The organism is Rothia sp. HMSC066H02, assembly GCF_001814995.1.
Taxonomy (GTDB): domain Bacteria; phylum Actinomycetota; class Actinomycetes; order Actinomycetales; family Micrococcaceae; genus Rothia; species Rothia mucilaginosa.
Genome location: NZ_KV818684.1, coordinates 334,957 through 356,929, shown reverse-complemented (window position 1 = coordinate 356,929; position 21,973 = coordinate 334,957). Strand labels below are relative to the sequence as shown.

18 protein-coding genes are annotated in these 21,973 nt (G+C 62.0%); all 18 read right to left on the bottom strand.

Features of this window, described 5'->3' with window-relative positions:
• Window positions 1–140 precede the first annotated feature (140 nt).
• Window positions 141–812, bottom strand: coding sequence for a type II toxin-antitoxin system PemK/MazF family toxin (locus tag HMPREF2999_RS06795; RefSeq protein WP_070676484.1), 672 nt, complete (start codon window positions 810–812; stop codon window positions 141–143).
• A 15-nt stretch (window positions 813–827) separates the two neighbouring features.
• On the bottom strand, window positions 828–1,862 hold the full coding sequence (gene holA, locus HMPREF2999_RS06790) for a DNA polymerase III subunit delta (protein ID WP_070676486.1): 1,035 nt from the start codon (window positions 1,860–1,862) through the stop codon (window positions 828–830).
• 195 nt (window positions 1,863–2,057) lie between these two features.
• Window positions 2,058–4,085 carry a ComEC/Rec2 family competence protein gene (locus HMPREF2999_RS06785; protein WP_070676488.1) on the bottom strand — a complete coding sequence of 676 codons (2,028 nt, stop codon included), beginning with the start codon at window positions 4,083–4,085 and terminating at the stop codon, window positions 2,058–2,060.
• Window positions 4,085–5,260, bottom strand: a complete 1,176-nt coding sequence (locus HMPREF2999_RS06780) for a ComEA family DNA-binding protein (protein ID WP_070676490.1) — start codon at window positions 5,258–5,260, stop codon at window positions 4,085–4,087. The genes HMPREF2999_RS06785 and HMPREF2999_RS06780 overlap by 1 nt, the downstream gene beginning before the upstream one ends.
• Window positions 5,261–5,481: 221 nt before the next feature.
• A complete protein-coding gene (gene whiA, locus HMPREF2999_RS06775; RefSeq protein WP_005505961.1) occupies window positions 5,482–6,447 on the bottom strand; it encodes a DNA-binding protein WhiA in 966 nt (321 codons plus the stop codon).
• Window positions 6,448–6,529: 82 nt separating this feature from the next.
• A complete protein-coding gene (gene yvcK, locus HMPREF2999_RS06770; RefSeq protein ID WP_012903503.1) occupies window positions 6,530–7,582 on the bottom strand; it encodes a gluconeogenesis factor YvcK family protein in 1,053 nt (350 codons plus the stop codon).
• Window positions 7,583–7,690: 108 nt separating this feature from the next.
• Window positions 7,691–8,605, bottom strand: a complete 915-nt coding sequence (gene rapZ / locus HMPREF2999_RS06765; protein ID WP_005505957.1) for an RNase adapter RapZ — start codon at window positions 8,603–8,605, stop codon at window positions 7,691–7,693.
• A 370-nt stretch (window positions 8,606–8,975) separates the two neighbouring features.
• The gene (locus HMPREF2999_RS06760) at window positions 8,976–10,430 is read right to left on the bottom strand and encodes a bifunctional phosphopantothenoylcysteine decarboxylase/phosphopantothenate synthase (protein WP_070676492.1); all 1,455 of its coding nucleotides are present in this window, start codon (window positions 10,428–10,430) and stop codon (window positions 8,976–8,978) included.
• Between the two features lie 31 nt (window positions 10,431–10,461).
• The gene (rpoZ, locus tag HMPREF2999_RS06755; protein ID WP_049327216.1) at window positions 10,462–10,920 is read right to left on the bottom strand and encodes a DNA-directed RNA polymerase subunit omega; all 459 of its coding nucleotides are present in this window, start codon (window positions 10,918–10,920) and stop codon (window positions 10,462–10,464) included.
• 311 nt (window positions 10,921–11,231) lie between these two features.
• A complete protein-coding gene (gmk, locus tag HMPREF2999_RS06750) occupies window positions 11,232–11,789 on the bottom strand; it encodes a guanylate kinase (protein ID WP_005505951.1) in 558 nt (185 codons plus the stop codon).
• A 41-nt stretch (window positions 11,790–11,830) separates the two neighbouring features.
• The gene (gene mihF, locus HMPREF2999_RS06745) at window positions 11,831–12,211 is read right to left on the bottom strand and encodes an integration host factor, actinobacterial type (protein WP_070666537.1); all 381 of its coding nucleotides are present in this window, start codon (window positions 12,209–12,211) and stop codon (window positions 11,831–11,833) included.
• A gap of 409 nt (window positions 12,212–12,620) precedes the next feature.
• Complete coding sequence (gene pyrF / locus HMPREF2999_RS06740; protein WP_070676494.1) at window positions 12,621–13,517, bottom strand: orotidine-5'-phosphate decarboxylase; 897 nt, start codon at window positions 13,515–13,517, stop codon at window positions 12,621–12,623.
• Window positions 13,517–16,837, bottom strand: coding sequence for a carbamoyl-phosphate synthase large subunit (carB, locus tag HMPREF2999_RS06735; RefSeq protein ID WP_070676496.1), 3,321 nt, complete (start codon window positions 16,835–16,837; stop codon window positions 13,517–13,519). Before carB ends, pyrF begins: the two co-directional genes overlap by 1 nt.
• The gene (carA, locus tag HMPREF2999_RS06730) at window positions 16,838–18,025 is read right to left on the bottom strand and encodes a glutamine-hydrolyzing carbamoyl-phosphate synthase small subunit (RefSeq protein WP_070676498.1); all 1,188 of its coding nucleotides are present in this window, start codon (window positions 18,023–18,025) and stop codon (window positions 16,838–16,840) included.
• A gap of 151 nt (window positions 18,026–18,176) precedes the next feature.
• Window positions 18,177–18,716 (bottom strand): PH-like domain-containing protein, encoded by a 540-nt coding sequence (locus HMPREF2999_RS06725; protein ID WP_005508722.1) that lies wholly within the window; start codon window positions 18,714–18,716, stop codon window positions 18,177–18,179.
• A 144-nt stretch (window positions 18,717–18,860) separates the two neighbouring features.
• Complete coding sequence (locus HMPREF2999_RS06720; protein WP_070676499.1) at window positions 18,861–20,162, bottom strand: dihydroorotase; 1,302 nt, start codon at window positions 20,160–20,162, stop codon at window positions 18,861–18,863.
• A 30-nt stretch (window positions 20,163–20,192) separates the two neighbouring features.
• Window positions 20,193–21,194 (bottom strand): aspartate carbamoyltransferase catalytic subunit, encoded by a 1,002-nt coding sequence (locus HMPREF2999_RS06715; RefSeq protein WP_070676501.1) that lies wholly within the window; start codon window positions 21,192–21,194, stop codon window positions 20,193–20,195.
• Entirely contained in the window at window positions 21,191–21,859 is a 669-nt protein-coding gene (gene pyrR, locus HMPREF2999_RS06710) for a bifunctional pyr operon transcriptional regulator/uracil phosphoribosyltransferase PyrR (RefSeq protein WP_070616378.1), read from the bottom strand. Before pyrR ends, HMPREF2999_RS06715 begins: the two co-directional genes overlap by 4 nt.
• Window positions 21,860–21,973: the final 114 nt, after the last annotated feature.

Sequence of the window (21,973 nt, the reverse complement as noted above, 5' to 3'; positions counted from 1 at the left end):
ACCACACATAATACCAGATGAACAGCCTCCACGACAGACCCCCGCGGAGAGAAAAATACTGTGAAAACCGCTACACACAGCCTCCACATCCGGCGCAGATAATCCGCACCAGTCGCCGGTGAAACTACCGGCACAGGGCGTTAGCTGTTATGGCGAGTCCACGCACGCTCAATCAGACGGAACGTATCCTCCGGCATAATGGCACCCTCGCGGCGCATCGCATCCGGGCGAACACGAATCACACGGTTCAGCTTCACCTCAGAAGCGCGGCCCTGCGGATCCCACGGACCCGAACCAATATCAAGGTAGTTCGAATCAGCGTGCTCACGGTTATTGTGATCCTTGCTGGTCATCATCAGCGCCAGCAGGTACTCACCGTCACGACCCACCAGAAGCACCGGGCGGTCCTTACCCTGCGAGTGGTCCTCCTCGAAAGGAACCCACGTCCACACGATTTCACCCGGGTCAGCGTCGCCGTCCAGGGAGGGCGAGTACTCAAAGTTGATCATGTCGCGGTAATCGCCCGGGTAATCCGAACCGTCGGATGCGACGGTCGAAGCCGGTGCGGAAGGCTTAGGTGCCGAGGAATTTGCCGTGGACTTTGCCGAGGAAGGCTTCGGGGCGCTCGGCTTAGGCGCCGAAGAGCCGGAGGTACGAGCCTCACGCTGACGAGATTCATCCTTGCGGGATTCACTCTTCTGGGAGGACTCGGAGCCGCCCTTAGACGCAGTAGCATCGTTGAGGGCATCCTCTGCCGCCTTCTGCAGGAAGGGCAACAGGGCAAAGAAAATTTTCTTCAGAATTTCGAGCATGGGCTCTATTATGCACTACAGGCGCGGAGGTAGAGCAATCGCCAAAACAGCCTGCTCCACCGCATACACCGCGTCCTGCGACTCGCCCTTCAGCTGGGCGTCCGCATCAGCCAAAAGCTGCACAATATGCGCCAACTGGGCGCCGGTAAAACGGCGGCCGTCACGCTGAGCCTGCTCCACCTGCCACGGTGACATACCCACCTCACGCGCCAGCTCGTTAGCACTCAAACGCACGTGGTGCACGCGCGCAATATTGCGGATACGCATGGCGAGCGCACCCAGCATCGGAATCGGCTCCGTGCCGGTGGCAAGGGAGTGGCGGAGCAGACGCAGAGCCTCCGGGGCGTTACCGGAAATCGCGGCGTCACTCACGCGGAACGCGGTGACTTCGGTGCGGCCGCCGTAGTAGCGGTTCACCGCCTCCTCGGTAATTTCGCCGGGCACGTCTGAGAGCAGCTGCTGGCATGCGGCGGCAAGCTCCGCAGTGTCGGAGGCGGCGGCCGTCAGCAACGCCAGGGCGCCACCGGTAATCGGGCGCTGAGCTGCGGCGAACTCCCCCGCCAAGAACTCGCTCTTTTCCCGGTCGGTCTTGAGCGCCTTGCAGTTAATGAGCACGAACTGGGAGCGCACCAGGTCGATGAGCTTCTTGCCGCGGTTACCGCCCGAGTGGTTCAGAATGAGCATGATGTCCGGCTCGGGGGCGTTCAGGTAGGCGAGCGTATCGGTCAAAAACTCGTCGCTCATGGAGGCTACGTTCTCAACCTCAATGATCTTCGCCGAACCGAACAGGGAGGGCGAAGCATGCAGGATCAGTTCCCCCTCCGTGTAGGTGGCGGCGTTAATCTGAACGCGGTCCACCTCCGGGTGGATGCTGCGGAACAGCTCACGCAGGCGTGCCGCAGCGCGGGAGGCGAAGTACTCCTCCGGGCCGTAGAGCATGACGGCGGGTGCCGGGGTAACGGTACGCCACGCGGTGTCGAGGGCGGGGCCGCCTCGGCGGGCGTAGCCTCGGGAACCACCACGCTGGGTTGAACGCTTACGCTCGGACACGCTTATCACTCGCCTTTATCTGCAGGGTACGGGCTGAACTCGGCCCCACTGCTCGGTGCTGCGGCGTGGGTAGAGTCTCGAGTATCCATCATAGCGTTTTCTTCTCAGATGCCTCCTAGCGGTGGTTAGGGGTAATCGGTCAGGGTCAGTCGGTCAGAGGTAGATGTTTGCGGTTAGATACCCAGGGTTAGTCGGTTAGGAACGGGCGGGCTGATGGGAGCGCGCGGTGCGCGGTACCACCCGCAAATACTGCCGGTGCGTGACCGCACGGTAGCGGCGCGCATCCACCCACCACAGGGCAATGCTCAACGCCAGCACGCAGAGGGCGCTACACACCACCGCCGGCACGTTCGAACCGGGCTCCCACGGGTTACCTGGCGCGTGCGCGGCAGTGTGTGCCGCCCACTCGATGCCCTGCGCGGCAAGGCCACCGGCTCGCAGGCACAGATCCGCCGCAGTGGGCAGACCCAGGAGCATGAATCCGAGCGCCACCAGCCCGGCGAGCATACTCAGCGGCGCCAAAGGAGCGGCAACTAGATTCGCCGGAACCGAGTAGAGCGGCACCTTACCGCTCATCGCCAAAATCAGCGGAGTGCACCACAGGGACGCCACAATCGGCGCGGCGAGCATTTCCGCGCAGAACACCGGCATGACGCGCATGAGCAGACGAATCAGCGGAGGACCCAGCAGAATCAACGCGGAGGTTGCCGTCACCGACAGGGCGAACCCCATATCCACGGCGAGGTGCGGGGCGGCAAGCAGACACATCAGCACCGTGGTTTGAAGCGCCGCCAAGGACTGGCGACCCGAACCGCGCAGCATCGCGTAAGCACCGAGCAGACCCATGGCGAGGGAACGAATCACGGAACCCTCAGAGTCCAGCAGCATGGCGTAGGCGAGCACCGCCGCAACCCCGCACAGCACCATGACGCGGTGCGGAATGGCGAGGGTGCTCAGCCGGTGCACGAGCGGCGGCAGGGCGTGGGCGTTTGGCGGGGTAGGTTGTTGCGGGTAGGCCGATTGTTGAGCGGAGGCGGGGCGGCGAGAACGAGCCGTGCCTCTCCCCCGCAGCCGTTCCTTCAAAGAGCGGAACAGCAGGTATGCGCTAGCGAAACGGTACGGACGAACCGCCAACACCAGCCGGTACGCACCCAAAAACACAATGGCAATATTCGCCCCGGACACCGCCGTAATATGGCTGAGTCCGCTGAGCTTATACTCCTCCCGCGCGGTGGAACTCATCAGCGAATCATCCCCGTAGGCGGTACCCAAAACCAGCGCCGCCGACTCCGTGCCGAGAGTGTCCAGGGCGCGGGTGCGCAGCTGCTCCTTGAGCGTGGACAGGTACGGCTCCTCCGCGGTGTGAGCGGTAGCGTTCGACCCGGCACCGTAGGCGGGCGCAGGAAAAATAGTTGCGCCGCTCAGCTTCGCCGTGGAGCCGTTGAACTCCACCGTGCCGAGGGCGGTCACCTTCATACCCGGATAAATTGCCTGCGAGCGCGCGGTGCCGCTCCCCTGGTGCTTAGCCGCCGCGCTCGCCGCCGAACGTGCCTCCAGCCGCTGCGCGGTACTCTTTGCCGAACCGTCACGCCGGTACACGCGCACCCGCTCATTCACCAGCGCACGCACGCTCCGCCCCTGAATTTCCTCAAGCTTAATAACCACCAGAGTAGTGCGCGGATCCACGCGGCGAACCTGCTCCACCGTGCCATCCAGACGAAGCGAGGCACCCTGCGCCTGCTGCAGCGTGGCGCGGGATGCATCCACCCCCGTAGCGCACAAAAGCACCGCCTGAACCGTGACAATACACGCCAGAAAAACCAGCTGACCGGTCGTGCGAAAGAGCAGGCTGTAGGGCATCACCGCACGCGGCGGAAAGAACAGCAGAATCGCCAAACACCCCAGCAGAGCAATGAGCACACACGCCAGCGGATGCACCACCCGCCACGTGCCCACGGTTAGCGCCGCCGCGGTAAAAGCCCACAGCACCAGCACCGTGAAGCTCAGGCGAAGGTCCAGGTGAATGAGGCTTCCCTGGGCGCGCAGCTCCTGCTCATCACGGCGGGTACGCCACCGTTCAGCGCCGATGCTCCAGCGGTAGCGGGCGCGGTCATACGCCGTAGCCACGGAACGGGTGAAGTGCCGGGTGAGGCGCAAGGAACCGGGAAAGAGCTCCCGATCCCCCGTCTGCTGGCGGTTCTGCTGGCCATTCTGTTTGGGCATTAGACCGTCACCAGCGGACGCAGATTCTCCAGCATCGACGGACCAATGCCGGGCACCGCATCCAGCTCATCTACGCTACGGAAACCGCCGTGCGCCTCACGCCAAGCAATAATGCGCTGAGCCATCGCCGGACCAATACGCGGCAGGGTCTGCAGCTCCTCAGCGGTGGCGGTGTTAATGTTCACCGGGGCTGAGCCCTTCTGCGCGCTGCCTGCAGGAGTTAGCGTGCGTGCAGGCTGGGGCTGGGCACCGCCCTGAGATGGGCCGTTCTGCGCCGCGCCATTCGCCGCGTTACCCTGACCCGCATTCGCCGTACCACCGTTAGGCTGAATCTGCGCCGGAGCAGCCGTCTCACCACGATGCGGCACATAAATCTGCACCCCGTCACTGAGCGCACCGGCAAGGTTCACGCGGTCCAGATCAGCATCCGCGGCGGCACCGGAGGCGGCGGCAATCGCATCCACGGCACGACCCTGCGCGGGCAACGTGTACACGCCGGGGTTGTTCACGGCACCCGCCACGTGCACCCGCACGGTAGCCTCACCGGAGGCGCCACCCTGCGCAGATTCACTCGGGTTAGCGCCCGGCTGAGCGGTGGACTGGGCAACGGACTGGGTGCCAGGCTGAGCACCGGGGCTCTGCTGGGCACCCACCGCCTGCACCGACTCGGCGGAAGCACTCGGGGAGGCGACCTGCTCGGCACGCGGCGCCGCCGAAAACTGGGTCACACCCCACACCACGGCAACCAACGCCAACACCGCCACCAGAAGCAGCACGCACGGCGACAAGCCCCAACGGGTACTGCGGGTGGTGCCGGGCTGATCCGCCTGCTCCCACTCCGCCCAATCATCCACCTCGTTCCAATCGGGCTGCTGATCCCAGTCAGCCCAACCATTCGACTCCGGGTGGGATGCTGCGGACTCGGCAGGTGTTTCTTCGGCAGGCGCCTCCGCGGGCGTTACCTCAGCGGCAATAGCCAGCGGCACGGTGTCCTCGGCATCCGGCGCACCGTTCTTGCGGGCGCGGGGGCTGCGGTAGAGGCTGTTCATCAGGGAGCGGGCGCTACGCTGCGCACCGCCCTGCTGGGGTGCGTTGTCTTGCACAGCACCGTTGTTCGGTGCAGCACTCGGGTTCTGCAGGTTGTTCTGCTCGGGGTTGGGGGTCATGCTCGTCATACCCCTACCCTAGGCTCACGCGCGCGAACGCACGAGCACACGCAAAGAACCTGTGGATAACTCCCCTCGCACAACGCGAAAGGGGCCATCCACAGGCTCATTTTTGAAAAATATGCGGTTTTTGTTCAAAAACGGAGGGGTTTGGTTTGTCATAAAACCGTCACAAACACCTCAGCCACACGAGCTACCCGCACCGTTTAAGAGCAGAATTTAGCCTTCGTTTAGTCCTCGCGCGGCAACTCAGTACCCGGAACACCCAGCTCCGAAGCACGCTTATCAGCCATGACCAGCAGGCGACGAATACGGCCCGCAATCGCGTCTTTCGTCATCGGCGGATCAGCCAGACGACCCAGCTCATCCAACGACGCATGCTTATGCAGCACACGCAGCTCACCGGCATAGCGCAGGTGATCCGGCGCCTCATGACCCAGAATCTGCAGGGCACGCTCCACGCGGGCGCTCGCCGCAACAGCCGCCTGAGCGCTACGGCGCAGGTTTGCATCATCAAAATTCGCCAGACGGTTCGCGGTCGCACGAACCTCCTTGCGGGTGCGCGCCTCACGCCACGTGGTCAGGGTGCCGGTCGCGCCCATACGCTCCAGCAGCTGCGAAATCGTCTCGCCGTCACGCACCACCACACGGTCCGTGCCGCGCACCTCGCGTGCCTTCGCAATAATGTCCAGGCGACGAGCTGCACCCACCAGCGCGAGCGCCGCCTCCGGACCGGGGCAGGTAATCTCCAGGGAGGAGGAACGACCCGGCTCAGTCAGCGAACCGTGCGCCAGGAACGCACCGCGCATGACCGCCTCGGCGTCCTGCAGGGAGCCGTTCACCACAGCTGGCGGCAGGCCACGCACCGGGCGGCCACGCAAATCCAGCAGACCGGTCTGGCGAGCCAGCGCCTCACCGCCGTGATCCACACGCACAATGTAGCGGCCACCTCGACGCAGACCACCACCGCTGACGCTGGTCAGCTCAGAATCGTGGCCGTAAATCTCCGCGATGGTGCGGCGCATGCGGTGGGCGGTTGCCTCGTGGTCGACCTCAGACTCCACCACGATTCGCCCCGAGACAATGTGCAGGCCTCCGGTAAAACGCAGAATCGTAGAGATTTCTGCCTTACGAGCAGAGACTTTCGTTGCCTCGTAGTTGGCGAGTTCGTCCTTGACGAGCGTGGTTAATGCCATGAAAGGTCCTTCTGGGCGTAGTGTCTAAGAGTCTATAACTTCGGGAAATGGGCACACCAAAATAGCAGCCGCAACGGTGATTCTAGGAGCTCAGCTCAAACGCTTCGTTGTACGCAGCCGCAAGCTTCAGCGGGTCGTGCACATTCGGCTGGGAACTCGAACGCAGGTGCGCCCACACAACCTTCGCACCCATCGCAGAAGCCTCACGCTCCAGCTCGGAACGGTGATCAGCCTGCATGTCAGCGTCAGCAATCACCGCGTCAAGGTGAAGCTTCGGGGCGTACTGGCGCAACAAATCCAGGTGCGTTGCCGGGGTAAAGCCGACCGTCTCCTTATCGTCGGAGAGGTTCATGACCACGCAGCGGCGCGCCTCCGTGCGGATAATTGCCTCACGCTGAGCGTCCAACAGCAGATGCGGCAGAACCGACGTACGCCACGAACCCGGACCCAAAACAATCCAGTCAGATTCCTCAATAGCGGAGAGCGCCTCCGGGCAGGGGCGAGCATTCTCAGGGGTCAGACCAATATCGTGAACCCGCTCCTCCTTCGAGAGGTTCACCTGACCGACCACCTTCACACGCTCAATACCGCCACCGTTATGCTCACGCAGCACGGTGCCGTAAATGACCATCGGATCCAGTGCCATCGGCAGCACGCGGCCGCGCGCATTCAGCAGGGCACCCGCCCAGTCCAGACCGGCAACCGGGTCATCCAGCAGCTGCCAGAGAGTAGCAATCAGCAGGTTACCGAGAGCATGGTAATCCAGCGGGAACTCACCCTCGTACCCCTCGGGCGCGCTAAAACGATGCTGCATCACATCACGCCACGTGCGACCCCAATCGGTGTCATCACACAGCGCAGAAAGCGCCATACGCAAATCACCCGGAGGAAGAATACCCATCTCCTCACGCAAACGACCCGACGAACCGCCATCGTCAGCAACCGTCACAACAGCCGTCAAATCAGGCGTGACGTGGCGAAGCGCAGACAGGGAACCGTACAGCCCGTGGCCGCCGCCCATCGCCGTGACCTTCGGCGAACGGTGCGTGGTCTTCAACAGGCGCAACGCCTGAGTCGGCAGAGCCGGCAGGCGCGGAATACCCTGAGTGTCATAACTGGTCGAATGGGTGGACATAGTAATACCTCACATACCCGGAAGGAATGGTATGCCGGCCCCACGGGGGCGGGGCCGGACGGCGGCTAATGAAACACGACGCGGTGGTTGGGACGCGCCGGGCGGAACTTACTCGCGGCCCTTGTCACGGTGCTGAACATTCACGTTCAGCTCACCGAAAGCAGAGAGACGACGAGCCAGTTCTTCCGTCACAGCCACGGAACGGTGCTTACCACCGGTGCAGCCAATTGCGATGGTGGCGTAGTACTTGCCCTCACGGCGGTAGCCCTCAAGCACGGGGCGAAGAGCCGCAAGGTAGTTGCTGATGAACTCCTCGGTGCCGGCGTGCTCCAGCACGTAATCGCGCACCGGGGCGTCCTGACCGGTCAGGGGGCGCAGCTCCGGAACCCAGTGCGGGTTCGGGATGAAACGCATATCAGCCATGTAGTTAGCGTCCGAAGGCGCACCGTACTTGAAGCCGAAGCTCATCACGGTCAGGTTCAGCTTCTTATCCGCACCCTCAGCGAACATTTCACGCACGGTACGAGCCAGCTCGTGAACGTTCATGCCGGTGGTGTCAATGGTGCGGTCAGAAGCGAGGCGCAGACCTTCAAAGAGAGTGCGTTCAGCGCGGATACCGTCGAGGACGCGGCCCTCACCCTGCAGCGGGTGCGGGCGGCGCTGAGCCTCGTAGCGGGCAATAATGGTCTCGTCCTTGGCGTCAAGGAAGAGCATGGAAAAGTCAATATCGGACTTGCGCAGAGTCTCAATCGCAGCGGGAAGATCGGAGAACAGTGCGCGGGCGCGAACGTCAATGCCGAGCGCCACCTTCGGTACTCGTGCACCGTCACGGGTCACCAGCTCAGCCAGGGAACCGAGCATCTGCGGCGGGATGTTATCGATAACGTACCAGCCCTCATCCTCCAGCACGTTTGCGACAGTGCTGCGGCCTGCACCGGAAATACCGGTGATCACCAGAATCTGAGGACGCTCCTCACTCTGGGCGGACTGTACCGTGGCGGGCTTGCTCTGATTCTCGGGCATGGTGCTTCTTCCCCTTCAACGCGAAATACTCTCTATGCCATGATACAAGACCTTTATCTGACGGTTCGGGGGTACGGTCAGAAATTTCACCAGTATGACAGAAATATGAGACACTCCCCCGGCGGAACCCCAGAAGGAAAGAAATCCCGGTCACAAGTGCTTGCGCATAATGCTCTCCAAGGGGTCTACAGCAAGAGGCGGGCGGCGGAGTCCGCAGGGTACAGCCCCCGGCTAAGAACCTCGCGCGGTAACACTGCCGCGGGTACAGTAAAGCCCGCACGATACCTCCCACAGGAAGTACCGCACGGGCTTTGAAGATACGTAAGCAAGCGCGCACCAGCTGAGTAGCTACGCGGATGCATGAGGATTCTTAGGCAGAAAGCTCAAGCAGGAAAGCCGCCACATGCTCCAGCAGGCGCACCGACAGTTCCTTCTTCGAACCGGAGAACACCGGCGCCTCATCATTCAGAGTCGACAGCAGCGTAATCGTGTTATCGTCCGTGCCGAAACCACGATTCACACCCACCGTATTGACCGCCAAGAAATCCGTGCCCTTACGCTGTAGCTTCTCACGACCCAGCTCCAACGGAGTCTTCTCCGCCGAACCGGTCTCCGCCGCAAAACCAACAATGAGCTTCGGACCGAGGGTGCTCTCCCCCGCCTCACGAGCCTGCTGGCGGCGCACCACGACCTCACGCAGAATATCCGGGTTGCGTACCAGCTGAATCACCGGCGCATCCTCAGAATCGGCGCTCTTCTTAATCTTGAACTCGGCAAACTCGGCGGGCCTAAAATCAGCCACCGCCGCAGACATGATCAGCACATCCGCCGCCGCGCTCGCCTCAAGGGTCGCCTCACGCAGCTCCAGGGCGCTCACCACGCGGGTCACCTGCACACCATCCGGCGCGGGAACCTCAAGGTTCGCACCGATCAGGTGCACGGTCGCGCCCAGGTCGCGTGCCGCCTCCGCGAGCGCCACACCCTGCTTGCCGGTCGAACGGTTACCGAGGAAGCGCACCGGGTCCAGCGCCTCACGGGTGCCGCCAGCGGTAATGACCACGAGGCGACCTGCCAGAGGACCACGCAGCGATTCGGATGCGCCAGTTGCCTGGCTGTGTTCACCCTGGCTGGGTTCAATCTGACCAGGCTCAGCCTTGCCCGAATCACCCTGATCCAGCAGCGCCGAAGTCAGCGTCGCCGCACGCGCCGCCGCCATACGCTCCTGCTCCGTACCCGTGTACAGGGGTTCAGTCGGCGCGTAACCGGGCGTGTACACCGGGTGCACCTGCCCCTTCGGGAAGCGCGCAATCACATCCAGCGCCACCGCGAAAATATCCTCCGGCTCAGGCATGCGACCCGGACCAGAATCCGGGCCCGTCAAACGCCCAATCGCAGGCTCAATCACGTGATAACCCCACGAACGCAGAGTCTGCACATTCGCCTGAGTCGCCGGATGCTCCCACATCTGGGTATGCATCGCCGGCGCCAAAATCACCGGGGCGTGCGTCGTCAACACCGTAGAGGACAGCAAATCATCAGCACGACCAGCCGCCAAACGAGCCAGCAAATCAGCGGTCGCCGGGGCAACCACCACAGCATCAGCCTGCTCAGCCTGACGCACATGGTTTACCTCCGGCACGCGGTCAAACACGTCCGTTGAGACGGGGTTGCCGCTCAGCGCCTCCAGGGTGGGAACACCCACGAACTTCGTTGCGTTCGGGGTGGGCATGGCGATTACCTCGTCGCCATTCTTCGCAAAAAGACGAAGGAGCATCGCCGCCTTATACGCAGCAATGCCCCCTCCAATACCAACGATAATGCGCATGGTACGTCAAAGAATCCTTGTAAAAAGCAGATTACTCAGCGGACTCGTCGAGGATAACCTCTTCGATAGCAATAACCTCTTCGCTACCTGCGGGGATGTACTCCTCCTCGATAGCGCCAGAGAACTCAGCCGCGCTGAAATCAATCACAGCGGACAGATCCTCGGGAATCGGGTAGCCGTCCTCATCGAACTTAGCGTCCGGGTGGTGCTCCGCCACAACACGGTCAGCAATGATTTCACGCATTGCCACCGACAGAGACTTCTCGTTCGACTCAGCGTCAACCAGCGGGCCAACGTGCGCAGCAGTATTGTCCTGCAGGTTAGCGTAGTACGCGTTAATCTGGCGTGCACGGCGGGCACCGAAAATCACCAGGCCGTACTTGGACTCCGCCTTCTCAATCAGCGCGTCAGCGCTGGGGCTCACGATGCCCTCGGGAGCGACACCGTCAACGAAGTTGTAGTCCTCGTGTTCCTTGATTTCGTTTGCCACTAAAAACTCCAAATAGCTTGATGGAATGTACGTACCGAACGCCCCCGCACACCGTTCGCGCTATGGCGCAAACCGGGCACACTGAGGGCACGGTCAAAACTAAAGAACTATTCTACCCTCTCAACGGCTAAAACGCACGTACCAGCCCAGATAAAAGGCAGACCGGCAGGCACAGAGTAGCGGGCACAGGGCAAACAAAAGGCGGGGGCTCCGAAGAAAACTCTTCGAAACCCCCACCTTTCACAACTCCTCGCGGCAGAACTACAGGTCGGAAGAAACTCTAGCCCCACCGCAAACGCAAAGCATGCAGATTAGGCGGCGCCAATCAGCTCAGCAATCTCCTTCGCTGCACGCTCAACAGAGTCGTTGACGACCGTGACGTCAAATTCCTTCTCAGCAGCCAGCTCAACCTTCGCGGTTTCAAGGCGACGAGCCTGCTCCTGCTCACTCTCGGTACCTCGACCCACCAGACGCGACACCAGCTCATCCCAGCTCGGAGGAGCCAAGAAAATCAGGCGAGCATCCGGCATGGTCTCGCGAATCTGGCGAGCACCCTGCAGGTCAATCTCAAGAATCACCGGGCGGCCAGCATCTAGAGCCTCCTGGACCTTAGCGCGCGGAGTACCGTACTTGTTCTTACCGTGCACCACAGCGTACTCAAGCATCTGACCGTCAGCAATCATCTGGTCAAACTCTTCCATCGAAACGAAATAGTAGTGAGTACCGTCAACCTCACCGGGGCGAGGATCACGAGTGGTAGCGGAAACAGAGAACCACACGTTCGGGTAGTTCTCACGAATGTACTGGCACACCGTACCCTTGCCAACAGCAGTGGGGCCAGCCAGTACGGTGAGAGTCGGCTGAGACATAGCTTCCTTACTGCGCCTTCATCGGCTGAAGGCACGAGGTATTAGGGCTGAGAAGATTCAGGAGGCAGAGTATTAGTCCTGCGACGTGCACGGTTCAAATACCGCGAATTACGGTTGAAGTACTCCACCATCTTGCGACGCTGGTGTACACCAAGGCCGCCAAGGCGGCGAGTCGGTGCAATATGAAGTTCTTCAATGATGCGTTCAGCTCGAACGGCACCAATGCCCGGAAGTGCGCGCAGCATCTGCCCCACCGGCATTTTAGCCAGTGCAGGGTCGGAATCGACCATATCGAGCACCTGACGCACGGAAAGTTCACGGTCACTCAGTGCACGCTTAATTTCCTGGCGGTGTGCTCGGGCAAGTACTGCCTTCTCGCGGGCGGAGGCGCGCGCATCTTCAGTTAGCGGAGTCAGCGGCATGGTTGGGTCCCCCATTTCTGCGAGTTATAGAATTTTACTTATCAACTAATGTAACACGGATAGCACGAGAACCCTCGTTCCACCCGCAGCACTCACCCTCGCACCAACAATGCGTCTACGCACGTCAGCACGTAAATATCAGGGAGTACCCCTATAGCATAGCGGAGTATTCGCCCTATCAAAAGTGGAACCACGCACGCGCCTCAAAGAGCGGGCACGCTCCCCCACTACAGAGGTGAGAAAACTCGCATCGGCGCGAGTGTGCGGCGGCAAAATTATGCATGCGAATGTACCCAAAAAATGCGATAAAACAGGCTCGCACAGGGGGTACACACAAAGGGCGCGCACCCCGAGCAGGCCCTCAACAGAATCCACCCGGAGCACACGCCCCTCTCACACAACACGCGAACTACGCGCCGCGAGCCGCCAACAGGTCATCACGAGCCGCCTGCGCAGCCTGCGCCAAACCCTCAACCGACGGGCCAGCAGCAAGCACGCCACGGCTGGAATTCACCAGCACCTGCGACTCAACGCCTGCAAACACGCGGTACAGATCAGCCGCCGAAGCTCCCTGCGCACCATAACCCGGCGACAGAATCGGGCCGTTGAACACGCTCAGGTCAATACCCAAATCAACCAGCGCCTGACCAACAGTCGCGCCAACCACCAGGCCGCACGGGCCCATCTGCTCCCACTGGCGGGAAGCATTCTCAGCGGTAGCCGCAGCGATAATACGCTTAGCCACAGCGCCCCCAGACTCGCCGGAATGGCCCTCAGACTCGCCGGAATGACCAGACTCCGACGCGCCCACGTGCTGAACGCTCTTGCCCTCAGGGTTCGAGGTCAACGCCAACACGAACGTGCCGCGGTCATTCTCATCAGCCAAATCCAGCGCCGGACGCAGCGACTCAAAACCCAGATACGGGCTCAAAGTCACCGAATCGGTACCCAGCGGCGAAGACGAGCCGAGCCACGCATCCGCGTACGCCTTCATGGTCGAACCAATATCGCCGCGCTTAGCGTCAGCAACAATCAGCACACCATCAGCGGCAGCGCGGGCAAACAGCGCCTCCAGCACAGCAAGACCAGCCGAACCGTGACGCTCAAACAGCGCCACCTGAGGCTTCAACGCCGCCGCAAACGGGGCGCAACCCTCATAGACCGCCTCAGTAAAAGCAGCCAGACCGGCAGCAGAATCCTCAAGACCCCACTGCTCCAGCAGGTTCGGATGCGGGTCAATACCCATACACAGCGGGCCGCGCTCCGCCATCGCCTTCGCCAGACGATCACCAAAAGCAACGGACATTACGCCTCGCCACCCTCGGAACGAGCATCCACAGCGGCAGCCAGCTGAACGCCGTGCTCCTGCAGGCTCATGATGTCCCAGCTGTGCTCACGCAGAGCATTAATCGCCTGAACAGCCGCAGCGAACTCAGAAATGGTGGTCATGACCGGGCAGCCCACCGAAACCGCAGCGGCACGAATCTCGTAACCATCGCTACGAGCAGCACCACCGGCAGGGGTGTTCAGAATCAGATCAATGTCACCGTTGCGGACCATGTCCACAATCGAGTGGTCGCCATTCGCCTCAGCGAACTTCGAAGCCACGATCACCGAGTTCAAGCCGTTACGGCGCAGAATCTCAGCGGTACCACCGGTCGAAACGATCTCAAAGCCCAGCGACTCCAGCATCTTCGCGTAAATAATGACGTTACGCTTATCGTGGTTAGCCACCGAAATGAACACCTTACCGGAGGTGGGCAGCGGCGAACCAGCACCAGCCTGAGCCTTCGCGAACGCGGTGTCATAGTGCTTATCCAGACCCATAACCTCACCGGTCGAACGCATCTCCGGGCTCAGCAGCGAATCCACCACAACACCCTCAGGGGTGCGGAAACGAGCGAACGGCAGAACCGCAGCCTTCACAGCAATCGCGGTCTCCTCCGGCAGGGATGCGCCATCCATGTTCGACGGCAAGTAACCCTCAGCCTTCAGCTCAGCAATGCTCTTACCCAGACCAATCAGCACAGCAGCCTTAGCCATCTGCACGCCGGTAGCCTTCGACACGAACGGAACAGTACGGGATGCACGCGGGTTTGCCTCAATCACGTACAGGTTCTCAGACACGTACGCGAACTGAATGTTAATCAGGCCGCGCACACCGGTGCCGCGAGCAATCTTCTCGGTAGCGTCCTTCACCTTCGCGATGATGTCCGGGCCGAGAGTAATCGGAGGCAGAGTACAGGAGGAGTCACCCGAGTGAATACCGGCTTCCTCAATGTGCTCCATGACGCCGCCCAAGTACAGCTCCTCGCCGTCGAACAGGGCGTCAACGTCAATCTCGATAGCGTCCTCAAGGAACTTATCAATCAGAGCGGGCTGCGAGGGCGAAACCTCGGTAGCGTTCTCCAGGTAGCGTGCCAGGTTCGCCTCATCGTAGACGATTTCCATGCCACGGCCGCCCAGCACGTACGAAGGACGAACCAGAACCGGGTAACCAATCTCGTCAGCGATGCGCTTAGCACCCTCGAAAGTGAACGCGGTACCGTTCTTGGGCGAAATCAGGCCGCTCTCCTCCAGCACGCGGGAGAACTCGCCGCGGTCCTCAGCCAGGTCAATAGCCTCGGGGGTGGTGCCCAGAATCGGCACGCCCGCATCCTTCAGGGCACGAGCCAGCTTCAGCGGGGTCTGACCGCCCAGCTGCACGAACACGCCCATCAGACCGCCGGTACGACGCTCCGACTCAACAATCTCAAGCACATCCTCAAGGGTGAGCGGCTCGAAGTACAGGCGAGTCGAAATATCGTAGTCAGTCGAAACAGTCTCAGGGTTGCAGTTGACCATGACAGTCTCGTAACCGAGCGAACGCAGCACCAGCGAAGCATGCACACAGGAGTAGTCGAACTCGATACCCTGACCGATACGGTTCGGGCCCGAACCCAGAATCATAATCGAGGGCTTCTCGTGGTGCGCAACCTCATCCTCCAGGTCGTAGGAGGAGTAGTGGTACGGAGTGAACGCCTCAAACTCGGCAGCACAGGTGTCAACAGTCTTGAAGACCGGGCGGATACCCAGAGCGTGGCGAACACCGCGCACAACATCCTCAGAAGAGCCGATAATCTCAGCAATCTGAGCGTCCGAGAAACCGTGACGCTTAGCCAGCTTCAGGGTCTCCGGGTCAAGGTTGTCACGCTTAGCGTGAACCACGCCAGCAACCTCATTCAGCAGCACCAGCTGATCCAGGAACCACGGGTCAATCTTGGTAGCCTCGTGCAGCTGCTCCACGGTAGCGCCAGCCAGCAGAGCCTGCTGAACCTGGTAAATACGCTGAGTGGTCGCAACCTTAGTCTTCTCAACCAGCTCAGCCAGCTCAGCCTCAGACAGGGACAGCGGCTTGAACGAGAAGGACGCACCCTTCTGCTCCAGCGAACGCATCGCCTTCTGCAGGGCCTCAGTGAAGTTACGACCCAGAGCCATAGCCTCGCCAACACTCTTCATGGTGGTGGTCAGGGTCGGGTCAGCAGCCGGGAACTTCTCAAACGCGAAGCGCGGAACCTTCACGACCACGTAGTCAAGGGTCGGCTCGAAGGACGCCGGGGTCTTCTGGGTGATATCGTTCGGAATCTCATCCAGGGTGTAACCCAGGGACAGCTTGGTCGCAATCTTCGCAATCGGGAAGCCGGTAGCCTTCGACGCGAGCGCCGAGGAACGAGACACGCGCGGGTTCATCTCAATGACGATGATGCGGCCGGTCTTCGGGTCAATCGCGAACTGGATGTTACAACCACCGGTGTCCACGCCAACCTCACGAATCACGTTAATCGCGATGTCGCGCAGCTTCTGGAACTCACGGTCGGTCAGGGTCAGTGCGGGTGCCACGGTGATGGAGTCACCGGTGTGCACGCCCACGGGGTCGAAGTTTTCGATGGAGCAGACGACCACGACGTTGTCGTTGGTGTCACGCATCATCTCCAGCTCGTATTCCTTCCAGCCGAGGATAGACTCCTCCAGCAGGACCTCGCTGGTCGGCGAGTACTGAATACCGGCACCGGCAATACGGTAGAGGTCTTCCTCGTTGTACGCCATACCCGAGCCGAGACCACCCATGGTGAAGGAGGGGCGAACCACCATCGGGTAGCCCAGCTCCTTAGCGGCTTCCAGCGCCTCCGGCATGGAGTGAACAATCACCGAGCGTGCAGACTCGCCGCCGGCGCGCTCCACCACGCCCTTGAATGCTTCACGGTCCTCACCGAGGTTAATCGCCTCAATGTTCGCGCCGATCAGCTCAACATTGTACTTGGAGAGCACGCCGCGCTCATCCAGGGAGATCGCCGCGTTCAGCGCGGTCTGACCACCCAGGGTCGGCAGGATTGCGTCCGGCTTTTCCTTCTCGATGATCTTCTCAATCACCTCGGGGGTGATGGGTTCAATGTAGGTGGCGTCCGCGAACTCGGGGTCGGTCATGATGGTTGCCGGGTTCGAGTTCACGAGGATGACGCGCACGCCCTCCTCCTTCAGCACGCGCAGCGCCTGAGTGCCGGAGTAGTCAAATTCCGCTGCCTGACCGATGACGATGGGGCCGGAACCGATGACGAGGACGCTATTAAGGTCAGTACGACGAGGCATTTATGCTTCCTTTGCAGTCTTGGTTGCGACCATCAGGTCGATGAAACGGTCAAAGAGGTAGGCGGAATCGTGCGGGCCCGCAGCAGCCTCGGGGTGGTACTGCACGGAGAACGCGGGGATGTCCTTACAGGTCAGGCCCTCAACCACGTTGTCGTTCAGACCCACGTGGGAGACCATGACCTGACCGAACTCAGCGTTCGGTGCGGTCACGTAGTCGCCAATCGGCGCGTCCACAGCGAAGCCGTGGTTCTGCGCGGTGATTTCAACCTTGCCGGTGGTCTTGTCCATCACCGGCTGGTTGATGCCGCGGTGGCCGAAGGGCAGCTTGTAGGTGCCGAAGCCCAGGGCGCGGCCAAGCAGCTGGTTACCGAAGCAGATGCCGAAGAACGGGGTGCCCTTACGCAGCACGCCCTGCAGCAGCTCAACCTGCTCGTCAGCGGTTGCCGGGTCACCGGGGCCGTTGGAGAAGAACACGCCGTCGGGGTTGTGGGAGTAGATGTCCTCAAGGGTTGCGCTTGCGGGCAGCACGTGCACGCGCACGCCACGCTCAGCGAAACGCTGCGGGGTCATCGACTTAATGCCCAGGTCCAGGGCGACAATGGTTGCGACCGGGGGTGCGAACCAGTTGAACTGGTGCGGCTCAACGGTGTAGGCGGTGTCAACCGAAACGGAGTCAGCGAGCTTACGGCCAGCCATCGGCTCGGAGGCGCGCACCTCCTCCAGCAGTTCAGCTTCGGGGCGTTCTGCGTGCTCACCGGAGAACACGCCCGCACGCATCGAACCGCTCGAACGCAGGCGGCGGGTCAGGGCGCGAGTGTCAATGCCCTGAATACCGACGATGCCCTGCTCGATGAGCTCTTCGTCGAGGGTGCGCTCAGAACGCCAGTTGGATGCCACGCGTGCTGCGTCGCGAACCACGTAGCCGGCAACCCAAATCTTGCGGGACTCAGCGTCGGTCTTGTTCACGCCGGTGTTGCCGATATGGGGAGCGGTCTGAACCACAATCTGACCCGCGTAGGAGGGGTCGGTCAGGGTTTCCTGGTAGCCGGTCATACCGGTCGAGAAAACCGCCTCGCCCAGGGACGCGCCGGTTGCGCCGTAGCCGTAGCCGCGGTAGACGGTGCCGTCCTCCAGGACGAGCAGCGCGCGGTCCGTACGCAGGGCGCCGGATCGTGTCATGTCAGTCATGCTCTTCTTCCTTTTCTCTGGTGTTCTCCCCCGCTTCCTGTACGGCCTCTACCGTGCAGGTTCCGGGGTAGTCTATGGTGCCTTCGGCGGGGTGTTCTCCTGCCGTGGGGCAAAATCTTGGGTGTGGGTGCACCGGGTATTGCGCCGGGATTTAGGCTTCCGGTTCTGCCGCCCACTTCTCAGGCGCATCCACCGCATTCGGGGCGATGCGGCGCAGCTCCCGCAGTACCGCCTGCTTATCCTCGGCGTAGCGGGTGCGGAAGCCGGTCTGCACGCGGTGACCGTCCAGGGTCCAACCAATCACGACCAAGCCGTTCTTCTCCACAACCTTGCCCGCCATACCGCGGTCTGTGGTGATGACCGCAAGCTTCTTCGCCGGAATCCACAGGTCCTTCGCGCCGTTACGGGTGAAGATGATGCTGTCCGGGTAAATCAGCAGGGTGGACTTGCTCTTGAAACCAAGCGAATCGAAACCCACACGGTCCAGCCAATTACCGAAGATCGTGGTGCTGACGTACTCGCCCTCGAAAGCGGCGTCAGCGGTCATGCCCTCGTAGCGTTCGGGAACTTCCTTGAGGGATCCGAACATGTTCGCCTGGCGTGCCAGGCGCGAGCGCCATCCGTGCCACATGCCGTAGATGCACAGGGCGACCAAGGCGATGCAGATGACGGCGGTCAGGAACTTTCCCACGAAGGTTCTCTCTTTCGGTTGGGGTCTCGGTCGATGATCTCGGCCTGGGTTGGTGAGATTGGGGGCGGTGCTCCCGGCGAGGCGGTGGCAGGCGTGAACCTACCACCGCCAGGCATGGTCACCACGTACGTTCGCCTCGCGGATTTAGCGACGCGGGGTTGCCAGCTCGCCGTTCAGCACGGTCGGGTGGCCAGCGTAGAAGGTTGCACGGATCGAGCCGGGCACCTCCATGCCGCGGTAGGGGTTGTTCTTACCCTTGGTTGCCTGCTCCTCCGGCTTGATCACGCGGGTTGCCTTCGGGTCGACCAGCACAATGTTCGCCGGTTCGCCTTCGGCAAGCGGGCGGCCCTGCTCGTGGTCCAGGCGACCGATCTTCGCGGGCTGCTCGGAGAGGATGCGTGCCACATCGCGCCAGGTAATCATGCCGGTGTCAACCAGGGTCATCTGGATGATGGACAGTGCCTGCTCCAGGCCGGTCATACCGTTCGCGGCGCACGCCCACTCGCATTCCTTGGTCTCTGCCGGGTGCGGTGCGTGGTCGGTACCAATCACGTCGATGATGCCGTCAGCAACAGCCTGACGCAGCGCCATGACGTCCTCTTCGGTGCGCAGCGGCGGGTTAACCTTGAACACCGGGTCGTAGGTGCGTGCGGTCTCGTCGGTGAGCAGCAGGTGGTGCGGGGTTGCCTCCGCGGTCACCTTCACGCCGCGGGACTTAGCCCAGCGCACAACCTCAATGGAGCCCTTGGTGGACAGGTGGCAGATGTGCAGCTTGGAATCCAGGTGCTCAGCCAGCAGCACGTCGCGGGCAATGATTGCCTCTTCAGCGACGGCGGGCCAGCCGGTCAGGCCCAGGTCAGCGGACACCTTACCTTCGTTCATCTGGGCGCCCTCGGTCAGGCACGGCTCCTGCGCGTGCTGCGCAATAACGCCGTCAAAGGTCTTGACGTATTCGAGGGCGCGGCGCATCACGGCGGGGTCGTACACGCACATGCCGTCGTCAGAGAACACGCGCACGTTAGCGGTGGAGTTCGCCATGCCGCCGATGTCGGAGAGGCGCTCGCCCTTCAGGCCCACGGTCACTGCGCCGATGGGCTGCACGCGGCACCATGCGGATTCCTTGCCGAGGCGGTCAACCTGCTCAACGACTGCGGCGGTGTCTGCCACGGGCATGGAGTTTGCCATGGCGAACACTGCAGTGTAGCCGCCCAGGGCTGCTGCGCGGGTGCCGGTCTCCACGGTTTCGGATGCCTCGTAGCCGGGCTGACGCAGGTGGGTGTGGATGTCGACCAGGCCGGGTAGCGCCACCTGGCCTGCCGCCTCGACGACCTGTGCGTCTGCGGCGTCAATGTTCTCTGCGATGCGGCTAATCACGCCGTCCTCGATGAGGATGTCGGCGACCTTTTCGCCGTAGAGGCTTGCGCCCTTAATCAGGTACTTGCTCATGGTGTTGGTTCCTCTCGTTAGGAAGGTCGTTTAGGATTCGTCGCCGGCGTAGAGCTTGGCGCTGGAGCCGTCGGTCAGAAGCAGGTAGAGCACCGCCATGCGCAGCGCCACGCCGTTGCTGACCTGGCGCAGGACCCAGGAGTTGGTGGCGTCGGCGGCTTCGGCGCAGATTTCCAGGCCGCGGTTCATGGGGCCCGGGTGCAGGATTGCGACCGGCTGCGGCTGTGCCTGCAGGGTTGCGAAGCGTTCGGCGGTCAGACCCCACAGGTCGGTGTATTCCTCTGCGGAGGGGAAGTACGCGGCGTTCATGCGTTCCTTCTGGATGCGCAGCAGCATGACGGCGTCGGGGTTGGTGGCGATAGCTTCGTCGAAGTCGTGGAAGATTTCCAGGCCGGCCTCTTCAACCCAGGAGGCGGTGTTCAGCGGCAGCAGGGTCGGCGGTGCGACGAAGACGACCTGCGCGCCGAGGGTGTGCAGCAGCCAGAGGTTGGAGCGTGCCACGCGCGAGTGCAGGATGTCGCCGACGATGAGCACGCGCATGCCGGACAGGTCGGTGCCACGGGGGCTGTCGAGACCGTCGCGTTCCGCCTTGTACTGGCGCAGGGATACGGCGTCGAGCAGTGCCTGGGTGGGGTGTGCGTGGGTGCCGTCGCCCGCGTTGAGCACGGGGATGTCGGTCCAGCCTGCCTCGGCGAGGCGCTGCGGTGCGCCGGATGCCGAGTGGCGGATCACGAACGCATCCGCGGCAATCGCCTTGAGGGTCTGCGCGGTGTCCTTGAGCGACTCACCCTTAGACAGGGAGGAGCCAGATGCGGAGAAGTTGGTGACGGCGGCGCCCAGGCGCTTCTCCGCGGCTTCGAAGGAGAGGCGGGTTCGGGTGGAGTCCTCGAAGAAGAGGTTGACGACGGTCTTGCCGTTGAGCACGTTGAGGGTGCGGTTTTCGGCTTTGACCTGCGCCATGTAGTCGGCGACGTCAAGGATTTCGATGGCTTCTTCGCGGGTTAGTTCGCGGGTGTCGAGCAGATGCTTCATGAGAGCCCTCCCAGCTGGATAATGTCAACTCGGTCTGTTGCGTTGTCGGTTTCAGTTAGTACGACGCGCACGGTTTCGCTGGCGCTGGTGGGCAGGTTTTTGCCCACGTGGTCGGCGCGGATGGGTAGTTGCCGGTGTCCGCGGTCTACGAGGACTGCCAGGCGTACGAGGGCGGGTCGTCCGTGGGCGTTGAGTGCGTCGAGGGCGGCGCGTACGGTGCGGCCGGAGTAGAGGACGTCGTCAACGAGGACTACGGTTTTGCCTTCAATGCCGATGGTGGGCATGATGCTTTCCCCTGCGGTTTCTAGGGAGGTGGTGCCACCGGTTCGCTGGTCGTCGCGGTAGGCGGTGATGTCCAGGGCGCCGATTCGTGTTTCTGCGTTGAAGTTCGGCTCGATGGCTTGGATGCGGGCGGCGAGTCGTACGGCGAGGGGCACGCCGCGGGAGCGGATGCCGATGAGTACGAGGTTTTCTACGCCTTTATTGGTTTCAATAATTTCGTAGGCGATGCGGGTGAGGGCGCGGCGGATTTCGTCCTCGCTGAGGATGGTGCGGCCGACGGTGGTCGCGTCCTCGGAGGTGCTTTGAGGGGTTGCCGAATGGGGGGCTGCGGTTAGATTTCGCCCCTGATTCGCGCCGGATGTGGGTACAGTTGACCCAGGCATAGCCGTCTCCTTCCCCGCCTCACGGGACGGATTTAAAGGTTTTGTGCTTCTAGTAGGGTACCACAGTTCACAGGCTACGTTCAGGTTCGGCGAGAGACCGCTCACGGTGAGAGG